Source organism: Pseudomonas sp. ArH3a, from assembly GCF_022648765.1.
In the GTDB taxonomy this organism is placed as follows: domain Bacteria; phylum Pseudomonadota; class Gammaproteobacteria; order Pseudomonadales; family Pseudomonadaceae; genus Aquipseudomonas.
Genome location: NZ_CP080330.1, coordinates 2,939,969 through 2,952,982, shown reverse-complemented (window position 1 = coordinate 2,952,982; position 13,014 = coordinate 2,939,969). Strand labels below are relative to the sequence as shown.

At 59.7% G+C, this 13,014-nt stretch carries 9 protein-coding genes; 5 read left to right on the top strand and 4 right to left on the bottom strand.

The genetic code is table 11. From position 1 onward, the window contains the following. Positions 1 to 10 precede the first annotated feature (10 nt). The 4 genes from K0P33_RS13635 to K0P33_RS13620 form a co-directional block, all read right to left on the bottom strand. Positions 11 to 2,266, bottom strand: a complete 2,256-nt coding sequence (locus K0P33_RS13635) for an Orn/Lys/Arg decarboxylase N-terminal domain-containing protein (RefSeq protein ID WP_242155698.1) — start codon at positions 2,264 to 2,266, stop codon at positions 11 to 13. A gap of 1,297 nt (positions 2,267 to 3,563) precedes the next feature. Further along, the gene (gene dnaQ, locus K0P33_RS13630) at positions 3,564 to 4,304 is read right to left on the bottom strand and encodes a DNA polymerase III subunit epsilon (protein WP_176463026.1); all 741 of its coding nucleotides are present in this window, start codon (positions 4,302 to 4,304) and stop codon (positions 3,564 to 3,566) included. 80 nt (positions 4,305 to 4,384) lie between these two features. Continuing rightward, a complete protein-coding gene (rnhA, locus tag K0P33_RS13625; RefSeq protein ID WP_010171667.1) occupies positions 4,385 to 4,837 on the bottom strand; it encodes a ribonuclease HI in 453 nt (150 codons plus the stop codon). Positions 4,838 to 4,923: 86 nt separating this feature from the next. Further along, the gene (locus tag K0P33_RS13620; protein WP_094953853.1) at positions 4,924 to 5,682 is read right to left on the bottom strand and encodes a methyltransferase domain-containing protein; all 759 of its coding nucleotides are present in this window, start codon (positions 5,680 to 5,682) and stop codon (positions 4,924 to 4,926) included. Positions 5,683 to 5,747: 65 nt separating this feature from the next. Here K0P33_RS13620 and gloB point away from each other — a divergent pair, with 65 nt between their 5' ends. From gloB to K0P33_RS13595, 5 genes are all read left to right on the top strand, one after another. Further along, positions 5,748 to 6,515: a hydroxyacylglutathione hydrolase gene (gene gloB / locus K0P33_RS13615; RefSeq protein ID WP_094953854.1), complete on the top strand. Its 768-nt coding sequence runs from the start codon at positions 5,748 to 5,750 to the stop codon at positions 6,513 to 6,515. 98 nt (positions 6,516 to 6,613) lie between these two features. Continuing rightward, entirely contained in the window at positions 6,614 to 8,026 is a 1,413-nt protein-coding gene (locus K0P33_RS13610; RefSeq protein ID WP_094953855.1) for a transglycosylase SLT domain-containing protein, read from the top strand. 255 nt (positions 8,027 to 8,281) lie between these two features. Further along, a complete protein-coding gene (locus K0P33_RS13605) occupies positions 8,282 to 10,111 on the top strand; it encodes an extracellular solute-binding protein (RefSeq protein WP_094953759.1) in 1,830 nt (609 codons plus the stop codon). Beyond that, on the top strand, positions 10,108 to 11,940 hold the full coding sequence (locus K0P33_RS13600) for an ABC transporter substrate-binding protein (RefSeq protein WP_242155696.1): 1,833 nt from the start codon (positions 10,108 to 10,110) through the stop codon (positions 11,938 to 11,940). Before K0P33_RS13605 ends, K0P33_RS13600 begins: the two co-directional genes overlap by 4 nt. Continuing rightward, positions 11,941 to 13,014: a microcin C ABC transporter permease YejB gene (locus tag K0P33_RS13595; protein WP_094953757.1), complete on the top strand. Its 1,074-nt coding sequence runs from the start codon at positions 11,941 to 11,943 to the stop codon at positions 13,012 to 13,014.

Genomic DNA, 13,014 nt, shown 5'->3' with positions numbered 1-13,014 from the left:
ATAAACATCCTTAACCCTTGATGCAATCGACGGTGTAACAACGACCATTGCCATAGTCTTCGTGTTGCAACCCATGAACATCAGCGACAAAACCGGGAAAGCTGCTATCGAACGTCCGGGCAAAAGCCAGGTAGTCGATGATCGATCGCGTCGACTCGGTAAAGCGCTCGCCCGGCATGATCAACGGAATGCCCGGCGGATAAGGCACCAGCATCACGGCTGCGATGCGCCCTGGCAAGGCATCGATGGAAACCGCCTCCACTTCCCCCCTGACCAATTGGTCGTAGGCGTCGGCCGGCTTCATGGCGATTTCCGGCAATACCGTGTACATCCGCTTGAGGTGTTTGGCCGTGGCATTGCCACGGTAACAGCCGTGTAATTGATCGCACAGGTTGCGCAAGCCCAGGCCTTGATAGCGCGTTGGGCCCTGGGCAAACACCGATGGCAAGCAGCTTGCCAAGCTCACATTCGCGTCATAGCTGCGCTTGAACTCCAGTAATTCGGTGAGCAAGGTACTCCATTTACCTTTGGTTATGCCCATGGAAAACAACACGAGGAAGGAATACAGCCCGGTCTTTTCCACCACCAGCCCACGCTCCCAGAGGAATTTACTGACCACTGCGGCGGGAATCCCGCAGTCGCTCAAGGCGCCATCGGCGCTCAGGCCGGGCATCACCAGGGTCACTTTGATCGGGTCGAGCAGTACGTAATCTTCGGCCACATCGCCAAAGCCATGCCAGTCATCCTGCGGGTGCAGCAGCCAGTCAGCCGTAACGACCCGGTCGATGCCCGCCACCGAAGGCGGCTGCCAGATGGAGAACCACCAATCCTCAGCAGCGATGTGCTGGCGCAAGTTGGCCAGGGCACGCCGAAAGCTCAGGGCCTCGTCAAACATTTCCTGCAACAACGAACGCCCGGCCGGGCCTTCCATCATTGCCGAGGCCACGTCCAGCGAGGCAATGATGCTGTATTGCGGCGAGGTGGAGATGTGCATCATGAACGCTTCGTTGAAGCGGTCGCGGTCCAGTTGCCGTGCGCCGCCATCCTGCACATGGATCATCGAGGCCTGGCTGAAGGCGGCCAGCAACTTGTGGGTCGAGTGGGTGGTAAACACCAGCGGGCTGTCCGGGGTGCGCGAGGTGCCCATGCCATAACGCCCGGCAAAGAACTCGTGAAAGGCCGCGTAGGCGTACCAGGCCTCGTCGAAGTGCAACACCTCGACACTGTTGCCCAATTGTTGCTTGATCAGCTCGGCGTTGTAGCACAGGCCGTCGTAGGTGGAATTGGTGACCACCGCCATCTTCACTTTGGTTGGCCGGCCACGGGTCAAGGGGCTGGCATCGATCTTGGCGCGGATCGACTCGGGGCTGAACTCACTCAAGGGAATCGGGCCGATGATCCCCAGTTCATTGCGTTCCGGGCACAGGTACAGCGGGATCGCGCCGGTCATGATGATCGAGTGCAACACCGACTTATGGCAGTTGCGGTCGACCAGCACCAAGTCGTCGCGGCCGACCATGGAGTGCCAGACGATCTTGTTGGCGGTCGAGGTGCCGTTGATCACAAAAAACGTGTGATCGGCGCCAAAGTTACGCGCGGCGCGGGCTTCGGCTTCCGCCAACGGCCCGGTGTGATCGAGCAGCGAGCCCAGTTCCGGCACTGAAACGGACAAGTCAGAACGTAAGGTGTTTTCACCGAAGAACTGATGAAATGCCTGCCCTACCGGGCTCTTGCGATACGCCACGCCGCCGCCATGGCCGGGTGTGTGCCACGAGTAGTTGGAGTCGGCGGTGTGTTGCACCAAGGCTTTGAAGAACGGCGGCAACAAGCCATCAAGGTAAGTGCGCGCCGCGCGAGCGACTTGCCGAGCCAGAAACGGCACGGTGTCTTCGAACAAATAAAGAATGCCGCGCAGTTGGTTGAGTTCGCTCATGGCATCGGCCGGCGCATTTTCCAGGGTGACTTGCTCGCCCAGGGCAAAGATCGGCAGGTTGGGCGCCCTCACCCGCGCCAGGCGGATCAGTTCGACCATGTTTTGCAGCAGGTGGGTATTTTCCCCGGCGCCTTCGGCAGCGATCAACATGCACGCTAGGCCGTGATGGGTAGAAGCCACCAGCCGCCCTTCGGCGTAGTCCACGGCGGAAAAAATACTGAAGCCCTCTTGTTCCAGCTCTCGGGCGATGCCTCGAACCCGATCACCGGCAACGGTATCGGCCTTAATGTCGCGATGTACGATAAGAACAGGGAACTTCAGGTCTTTGTACATGAGTGCTGATAGTCCTGAGGGCTATGTACTCAGGGTAGAAGCTGGGAGCGGATGTGGCGAATGAAGATTTTGCAGGCGCTGTAAATCAGCTGTGGGAGCTGGCTTGCCTGCGATGGGCATAGGTATCTACGCAACTTTTTGTGTTGCTTTTAGCCTGCGATGGTTTAGGTAGATTGAGTACATATCCGTTGCTGCGGTAACGGCGGCTATTGGTTCCGCCCTTACGGCGGGTCACTTTTGGAAAAGAGCCCCAAAAGTAACCAAAAGGGCTCTTGCCCCACCACTCGGTGCCTCGCCTAGGCTCGGCATGCCCTCACTCCGGCTTGAATCCGTGGGCCGCCGCCATGGGCCATCCTTGGCCCATCGCGGCTAACCCGGCGTCCTGCCGGGTTACCCACGAATTCAAGCCTGCGTTCGGCCATCGTGGTTTTACGGGGCGCCTCAGATCAAGATCAAAAGCAAAAGCACGGCGGCCTAGTAGCCGACCTGAGTGGTTGAAGCAAAAGCAGGGCAAAAGCACAGCAAAAGCACAGCAAAAGCACGGCAGTACACTCTCTGCCTGATGTACTGAGATCCCACTGTGGGAGCGGGCTTGCTCGCGAATACGGTGGGTCAGTCAGCTCATATATAACTGACCCACCGTATTCGCGAGCAAGCCCGCTCCCATAATTTTGACCGAGTTCGACTGCCAGCACCGCAGTGCTCTGCTTTTCTGTGGGAGCTGGCTTGCCTGCGATGGCATCAACTCGGTGTACTTGATGGACCGAGGTGTCTGCATCGCAGGCAAGCCAGCTCCCACATTAGATTGAGTTCAGCCATCAAGATCAGGTCGGCTGTCAGGCCGCCTCGGTTTTGCTTTTGATCTAACCACTCAGGTCGGCTACTAGGCCGCCGTGCTTTTGCTTTTGATCTTGATCTTGATCTTAGGCGCCCCGTTAAACCACGCTGGCCGAACGCAGGCTTTGGAGCGGGGGTAAACCGGCAGGACGCCGGTTTAGCCGCGATGGGCCAAGGATGGCCCATGGCGGCGGCCCCCGCTCCAAAGCCGGAGTGAGGGCACACCGAGCCTAAGCGAGGTGCCGAGTGGTGGGGCAAGAGCCCTTTTGGTTACTTTTGGGGCTCTTTTCCAAAAGTGACCCGCTGTAAGAGCGGAACCAATCTAAGCCATCACCCAATAACGGATATGTACCCACCGCCCCCGAGACAACCAAAGAATTCAACCCATAAAAAGATGTGTAGATACCTATGGCTATCGCAAGCAAGCCAGCTCCCACCGTTTGATCAAGTTCAGCCGATCTTATTGCTGCGTCAGCTGCGACCACAACGCCGGCGCACCGGCCGACTTGGCAATCGCTTCCAACCGCGTCGCATGCTCAGCCAAATCCTGCTCACTGGCACGAATGATCGGAGTGGGCTTGCGATCCGCCGGCAGACGGCGAATTTCCGAAGGGCGGTTGCCTGAACCTTCCGCCGAGCCGTTGCCGTCAGAGGCATTACCCGCCAGGGACAGGCTGGTCTGCCCGCCGGTCATGGTCAGGTAAACGTCGGCCAGAATCTCGGAGTCGAGCAAGGCGCCGTGCAGTTCACGACCGGAGTTGTCGACGCCGTAGCGTTTGCACAAGGCATCCAGGCTGTTGCGCTGGCCCGGGTGACGCTCACGGGCCATCATCAAAGTGTCGAGGATCGAGCAGTGCTGTGAGATATCCGCACGATCCTTCTGCCCCATCAGGGCAAATTCGTTATTGATGAAACCGACGTCGAACGCCGCGTTGTGGATGATCAACTGCGCGCCGTTGATGAACTCGAAAAACTCGTCGGCCACTTCGGCGAAGCGCGGCTTGCCCTTGAGGAATTCGTCAGTGATGCCGTGGACGCCGATAGCGCCTTCGTCACTGTCACGGTCCGGTTGCAGGTAGACGTGGAAGTGGCGACCGGTAAGACGCCGACCCATCAATTCGACACAGCCGATTTCGATGATCCGGTGACCATCGGTCACCGGCATGCCGGTGGTTTCGGTATCGAGTACAACAGATCGGATGGCCATCAGGGTTCAGCTCTCAACGGTGGTATGCAGTGTGGTGTGAATCAAGGGGCGCGATGTTAACACGTGAGTCACCATCAGCTCTGCTTGTAGCCCCGTACATCATCCACACCCCGGTTGGCCAACTGGTCGGCGCGTTCGTTACCTGGGTGGCCGATGTGCCCGCGCACCCATTTCCAGGTGATGTTATGGCGGTTGCATTGCTCATCGAGCAGTTGCCACAGGTCGGCATTTTTCACCGGTTCCTTGGCGGCGGTTTTCCAGCCGCGCTTCTTCCAATTGACCATCCACTCGTTGATGCCTTTCATCACGTATTGCGAGTCGGTCACCAACAGCACGTCACAGCGGCGCTTGAGTTCTTCCAGCCCACGAATGGCGCCCATCAGCTCCATGCGGTTGTTGGTGGTGTTGGCTTCGCCGCCCCACAACTCCTTCTCCACGCCCTTGCACACCAGCAAGGCGCCCCAGCCGCCGGGGCCCGGGTTGCCCTTGCAGGCGCCATCGGTGAAGAGTTCTACGCTATCGGTCATCGGTTGCATCCATCAAAACGGGCTGGCGGTAATGGACCGACAGTATCCCGAGGCCGAAAGACTCGGCCGGTAATCAAAAAGAGTTTTTACGGTTCGCTTTGCTTGCGATTGACCTTGGCCATCGGCATCGGCACCAGCTTGCCCATAGGTTGGCGCAGCACCTGGCGTACCGGCCGCAGCCCGACCACGATCTTGCGTGCCACCAACAAATAGAAGCCGCCACCCGACAGTTGCCAGGCGCCCGCCCGGCGTTCCCACCCGGCCAGACGGCCTTGCCACTTGGTCGACGCAAGCGGCGGACGATAGCACCCGAAGCGGCGTTTCTCCAGCGCAAAGCCCAGCAGGTTCAGCCAGTCGCCTACCCGCGAAGGCGAGATACAGCGCGCCTGGCGCAGGGCGTCATGGGCGAATACATGGCGCAGGCCCCAACTGCTCCAGGGGTTGATGCCGATAATCAGCAAATGGCCACCAGGGCGCACACTGCTTGCGGCTTCGCGCAGCAAACCGTGGGGCGACAGGCAGAAATCCAGGCCATGCTGCAACACCACCACATCGGCGGCATGCTCGCTCAAGGGCCAGGCCTGCTCCTCGCACACAATCTCGACGCCCGGCAACGGCGCACCGAGGCGCACGTTACGTTGCACCTGGGGCGCAGCAGGCGGCGTTTGGGCCGATGGGCCGTAATGCACCAGATAGCCACCAAAGAACCGGCCCAGCTCGTCTTCGAGCATGCGCCGCTCTTCATCCAGCAAAAATTGCCCGATGGGCCCGGACAGCCACTCACGGGCTGCGCTGATCAGGGCCAGCCACTCAGGATCGGCCTGGGCGAACGCTTTATCAGTCATTGCATTCTCCAACTCGCCTAGACGTTCTAAGATGCACCAATGTGTTCAGCTTGGCGAATCGAAGAATGATACAGATCAGTGCCCTACCCGCGTTCACCGACAACTACATCTGGTTGTTACAGGACCCGCAAACCCAGCGCTGCGCCGTGGTCGACCCCGGCGATGCCGCGCCGGTGCTGGCCTGGCTCAAGCAGAACCCGCAGTGGAGCCTCAGCGACATCCTGATCACCCACCATCACCATGATCATGTCGGCGGCGTCGAGCAACTGAAAAGTGTTACTGGCGCCAAGGTCTACGGCCCGGCGAACGAGAAGATCCCGGCTCGGGACGTCGCCTTGCAAGATAACGACCGTGTCACCGTATTGGGCCTGGACTTCGACATTTATAGCGTGCCGGGCCACACCCTTGGGCATATCGCCTTTTACCACCTGGGCCTGCTGTTCTGTGGCGACACGCTGTTTGCCGCCGGTTGCGGACGACTGTTCGAAGGCACGCCGGAACAGATGTACACCTCGCTGGAACGCCTCGCCGCGTTGCCTGCCGAAACACTGGTTTACTGCACCCACGAGTACACACAAAGTAACCTTAAATTCGCCCAGGCCGTGGAGCCGGATAACACCGATATCGCCGAGCGAGTGGAAGCCGTCAAGCAGCTGCGGGCTCGCGGCGAAATCACGCTGCCGTCCAACCTGGCCCTGGAAAAACGCACTAACCCTTTTCTACGTACCGCTGAAACATCCGTTAAACAAAAAGCAGACGAACGGAATGGGCGCGATAACCGCTCTGGGGCCGAGGTGTTTGCTAGCTTGAGGGCATGGAAAGATAAGTTCTAACAGGATGCAATCTGATACGAAATTTCTGAATGGTTGACCGGAACCAAAGCGCTTTCTAGAATCGCCCGACATTTTTGCCCGGAACTTACTTCCAGCCAATGTCGTCATCTATTCGTAATTCCATTTCTTCAGACGCATTGACCCGCCTGGCTCAAGCCGTGGCGGTGGCTGTGTCCGCTACTCTGGCGGGCTGCCAATCGACTAATTACGCTGCACAATCCACCGTGCAACCCAAACCCAATCTTGCCGTCAAGATCAAGCAAAAACCTATTTGGCTATCAGAGAAGCCCAGCCCCGAAGTGCCCCAGGATGTCTGGGAACGCATGCGACGGGGCTTTCAATTGCAGGACGGCTTAGGTGTCAACCCACGCATCGAGCAACAGCGTTTGTGGTTCGCCAGCAACCCGTCCTTTTTGGAGAACGCCGGAGAACGCGGCAGCCTCTACATTCATTACATCGTCGAACGCCTTGAAGAACGCAACATGCCCCTGGAGCTGGCGCTGCTGCCAGTGATTGAAAGTGCCTACAACCCAATGGCCTATTCGCGCAGCGATGCAGTCGGCTTGTGGCAGTTCATCCCCTCCACCGGGCGCTACTTCAACCTGCGCCAGACCCGCGCCTATGACGGCCGCCGTGACATCACCGCCTCCACCACCGCCGCCCTGGACTATCTGACGCGTCTGCATGACATGTTCAACGGCGACTGGCTGCTGGCCCTGGCGGCCTACAACGCCGGCGAAGGCACGGTCAGCCGGGCCATCGAGCGGAACGAGAAGCTCGGCCTGCCCACTGACTACTGGAACCTGCCCCTGCCCCAGGAAACCAAGGACTACGTGCCCAAGTTCCTGGCGCTGTCTCAGGTGGTACTGGCCCCCGAGGCCTACGGCGTCAACCTGAACCCGATTGCCAACACACCGTACTTCGAAGTGGTTGAAGTCAAGCAAAGCATGGACCTCTCACGGGTTGCCGCGCTGGCTGAAATCGACGAAGACGAGCTCTTCCAGCTCAACCCGGCCTTGAAACAACGCACTACACTCGATGGCCCCCAGCATTTGCTGGTGCCGAGTTCCAAGGCGCAACTGCTCACTAGCACCCTTTCGACGATGAAGCCGGAAGAATTGCTGGCGATGCGCCCTAAAAAGCAGGTATTCGACGAAGTTGAGACCACGCGAGTGGCCGGGCGCACCCGCAACTACAAGGTGCGCAATGGCGACAACCTCACGTTGATCGCCAAGGCGAACAAGGTCGATGTGCATGACCTGCAGCGCTGGAACAAGCTCAACGGCCAGGCCCTCAAGGTCGGCCAGACCCTGGTGATGCAAGACACGCGCAAGCTGGTGGCCAAGTCCGGCGCCAAGAAGCCGGTGCAGTACAAGGTCAAGAAAGGCGACTCGCTGTACATCGTCGCCAAGCGCTTCAACGTTGAGATGCAACATCTCAAGCGCTGGAACCCGCGCACCGGCCAGGCGTTGAAACCTGGGCAGATGCTGGTGGTTTCCGGGCCAAGATAAACCTCTGCGCAAGCAGGCTTGCTGTGGCGAGCTGGCTTGTGTGGGAGCTGGCTTGCCTGCGATAGCATCACCCTGGTGCCCCTGATACACCGCGTTGCCTGCATCGCAGGCAAGCCAGCTCCCACATTTGTTCTCCACACAGTTCAATACCTTAGCAGCCCCCAAGCGGGGTGTTTTCAGCAGCCTTTTTCCAACCGGAACAAGCTGTTACTGTACCGATCATAAAGCCCAAGCCGCCTGGATCGGATCTCTGACTTGAAGCGTCCCCTCCTTCTACTAATAAGTCTGGCCTTGAGCTTTGGTGCGAACGCGACGATTACCGAGAGCCACGGTTACACGCAGTTCGGCACGCTCAAGTACCCGGCCAAATTCACCCACTTCGATTGGGTAAACCCTGCAGCGCCGAAAGGCGGGACATTGCGGGTCATGGCATTTGGCACCTTCGACACGCTCAACCCGTACACCTTCAAGGGCTCAAGCCCGGTGTCCACCCCCAATTTCCTGCAATACGGCGTCAATGAGCTGAACGAGCCCTTGATGGTCGGCACCGGCCAGTACGCGCCGTCCGGCGATGAACCCACCTCCAGTTATGGGCTGATTGCCGAGTCAGTGGAGTACAGCGAGGATCGCAGCTGGGTGGTGTTCAACCTGCGCCCACAAGCGCGCTTCCACGATGGCAAACCGATCACCGCCTACGACGTGGCGTTTTCCTATCGCACCTTGCTAACCGAAGGCCACCCGCAGTACCGCACCAACCTGCAGGAAGTGGCGCGGGTCGACATCCTCAGCCGCCACCGTATCCGCTTTGTGTTCAAGCGCGCCGGCAACCCGTTGCTGATCCTGCGCCTGGGCGAGCTGCCGGTATTGCCCCAGCACTATTGGAAAAACCGCGACTTCAAGGCCACCACCTTCGAACCGCCTCTAGGCAGCGGGCCGTACCGTATCACCCAGGTCACCCCTGGGCGGCAGTTGGTGTTCGAACGGGTCAAGGATTACTGGGGCAAAGACCTGCCGGTCAACCGGGGCTTCTACAACTACGACAAGGTCGAAGTGGAGTTCTACCGCGACAGCGACGTGGCCTTCGAAGCCTTCAAGGCCGGCGAATTCGATATCTATATCGAACACCAGGCCAAGAACTGGGCCACCGGCTATAACTTCCCGGCGGTCAACCGGGGCGAAGTGATCAAGGCGCAGATCGCCCACCAGATCCCGACCCAGAGCCAGGGCCTGTTCATGAACACGCGGCGGCCAACCTTCGCCCAGACCAAGGTGCGCGAAGCCTTGGGGTTGATGTTCGACTTTGAATGGACCAACCGCACCCTGTTCAGCAGCGCCTATAAGCGCACCTTGAGTTACTACCCCAACAGCGAGTTTTCCGCGACCGGCGTGCCGGTGGGCCATGAATGGCTGATGCTCTCGCCGTACCGCGACCAGTTGCCGGCCAACCTGTTTACTCAAGCCTTCAGCCTGCCGCAGACCGACGGTCGCGGTATCCCACGCGAGACCCTGCGCCGCGCCCTGGCCTTGTTGGGCGAAGCCGGCTGGAAGCTGTCGGGGCAACGCCTGCTCAACAGTGACGGGCAACCGCTGCGCTTTGAAATCCTGCTGGTCAACCCGAACTTGGAGCGCATCCTGCAGCCGTATGTCGAGAACCTGATCAGCATCGGCATCGACGCGCGCCTGCGCACCGTTGACCGCGCGCAATACAAGCAGCGCCTGGATCAGTTCGACTTTGACATGATCCTGATCACCCTCAACCAGACCTTGAGCCCCGGCCTTGAACAGTGGCAGTACTTCCACTCAAGCCAAGCCGCGATCAAGGGCAGCAAGAACTACGCAGGCATCGCCAACCCGCTGGTCGATCGCCTGCTGGAGCAACTGCTGGCGGCGCAAACCCGCGAAGAACAATTGGCCGCCGGCCGCGCCCTCGACCGAGTGCTGCTGTGGCAGCACTACAGCATTCCCAACTGGTACCTCAACTATCATCGTTTGGCGTACCGCAACCGGTTCGCCTTTGTCACCACGCCGCCCTACAGCCTGGGCCTGAGCGCATGGTGGCTGAAAGCTTCGGAGAAAGCCCAATGATGTATTTACGCCGTGCATTACTCGCCAGCCTGTTGCTGTGCAGCGCGGTCAGCGCCGCGCCGCAACACGCGCTGACCCTCTACAACGAGCCGCCCAAATACCCCGCCGACTTCAAACATTTCGACTACGTAAACCCCGACGCGCCCAAGGGCGGCACCTTCCGCGAATCGAGCATGGGCGGCTTCGACAGTCTCAACCCTTACATCAGCAAGGGCGTGCCAGCGGACAACCTGCCGCTGATCTACGACACCCTGGCCATGCAAAGCCTGGACGAGCCCATCACCGAATACGGGCTGGTGGCCGGCAAGATCGAGAAAGCCCCGGACAACAGCTGGGTGCGGTTCTACCTACGCCCCGAAGCGCGCTTTCATGATGGCCACCCGATCCGCGCGGAAGACGTGGTGTTCACCTTCCAGGCGCTGATCAAGGATGGCTCGCCGCTCTACCGCACCTACTACGCCGACGTCGACGAAGTGGTGGCCGAAGACCCGCTGCGGGTGCTGTTCAAGTTCAAGCGCACCAATAACCGCGAACTGCCGCTGATCCTCGGCCAATTGCCGGTCTTGCCCAAGCATTGGTGGGCCACCCGCGACTTTGCCAAGGGCAACCTGGAAATACCGCTGGGCAGCGGGCCGTACAAGGTCGCCGAGGTCAAGCCCGGGCGCATGGTGCGCTACGAGCGGGTCAAGGATTACTGGGCCAAGGACCTGCCGGTGACCCAAGGCTTCTACAATTTCGATAACCGCATCACCGACTACTACCGCGACAGCACCGTGTCGCTGGAAGCCTTGAAGGCCGGGCAATTCGACTACTGGCTGGAGTTCAGCGCGAAGAACTGGGCCAACGCCTACAACATTCCGGCGGTGGCCCAGGGCCGGTTGATCAAGGAAGAAATCCCCAACGGCAACCCGACCGGCATGCAGGGCTTTGTGTTCAACACCCGCAAGCCGATGTTCCAGGATGTGCGGGTGCGCAAGGCGATCAGCCTGTTGCTGGATTTTGAGTGGAGCAACAAGCAGCTGTTCAACGGCGCGTACACGCGCACCCGCAGCTACTTTGAAAACTCAGAAATGGCCGCCACCGGCCTGCCCGGCCCGGATGAGCTGGCGATTCTGGCGCCGCTTCGCGACAAGATCCCTGCCGAAGTCTTCACCCAAGCGTTCGAACCGGCCAAGACCGATGGCAGCGGCATGATCCGCACCCAGCAGCGCGAGGCCTACCAGTTGTTGCAAGAGGCCGGCTGGAAGATCGTCGATGACCAGATGGTCGACACCACCGGCAAAACGGTGACCATCGAGTTCCTGCTGGCCCAGACCGAGTTCGAGCGCATCCTGCTGCCGTTCAAGCGCAACCTGGCCGACCTGGGCATCAACCTCGTCATTCGACGCGTTGACGTTTCGCAGTACATCAACCGCCTGCGCTCGCGCGATTTCGACATGCTGGTGGGCAGCTTTCCGCAATCCACCTCGCCGGGTAACGAACAACGCGAGTTCTGGGCGTCTTCCAGCGCCGACAAACCCGGCAGCCGCAACTACATGGGGCTCAAGGACCCGGCCGTCGACCAGTTGGTCGAAGAGCTGATCGACGCCAACTCGCGTCAAAGCCTGATCGCCCACGCCAAGGCCCTGGACCGCGTATTGCAGTTTGGCTATTACGTGATCCCCAACTGGCACATCAAGACCTTCCGCGTGGCGTACTGGGACCACTTGGGGCACCCCAAAGTCTCGCCGCGCTACGACGTCGGCACCTCCACCTGGTGGGCCAAGCCTGACGTGAAACCTGCCGTTACCCTGGACACGAGCGCCGACCCGGCGAGCGGAGGCGATTAAATGCTGGCCTATATTGTTCGCCGCCTGTTGCTGATCATCCCCACGCTGTTTGGGATTTTGCTGATCAACTTCATCATCATCCAGGCCGCTCCCGGTGGCCCGGTGGAACAGATGATCGCCAAGCTCGAAGGCTTTGAAGGCGCCACCAGCCGCATCGCCGGTGGCGGTGCCGAAGTCTCGGTGGCCGGCTCCAGCTACCGTGGCGCCCAGGGCCTGGACCCCGCGCTGATCAAGGAAATCGAGAAGATGTACGGTTTCGACAAGTCGGCGCCGGAACGCTTGTGGATCATGGTCAAGAACTACGCCCAGTTGGATTTCGGCGACAGCTTCTTCAGAGACGCCAAGGTCATCGACCTGATCAAGGAAAAGATGCCGGTGTCGATCTCCCTCGGGTTATGGAGCACGCTGATCATGTACCTGGTGTCGATCCCGCTGGGGATCGCCAAAGCCACGCGACACGGCAGCCACTTCGACGTATGGACCAGCTCGGCAATCATCGTCGGCTATGCGATCCCGGCGTTCCTGTTTGCGATCCTGCTGATCGTGGTGTTTGCCGGCGGCAGTTACCTGGACTGGTTTCCGTTGCGCGGGCTCACCTCGAACAATTTCGATGAGCTGAGCTGGAGCGGCAAGATCTTCGATTACTTCTGGCATTTGGCCCTGCCCGTCACCGCACTGGTGATCGGCAACTTCGCGACCATGACCCTGCTGACCAAAAACAGCTTTCTTGACGAGATCAACAAGCAATACGTGGTCACCGCCAAGGCCAAGGGCCTGACCAACCACCGCGTGCTCTACGGCCATGTGTTCCGTAACGCCATGCTGCTGGTGATCGCCGGCTTCCCCTCGGCGTTTATCGGGATTTTCTTCACCGGCTCGTTGCTGGTCGAAGTGATCTTCTCCCTCGACGGCCTGGGCCTGATGAGCTTTGAAGCGGCGATCAACCGTGACTACCCGGTGGTCTTCGGCACGCTGTTTATCTTCACCTTGCTGGGGCTGGTGGTGAAACTGATCGGCGACCTTACCTACACCCTGGTCGATCCGCGTATCGACTTTGCCAGCCGGGAGCATTGA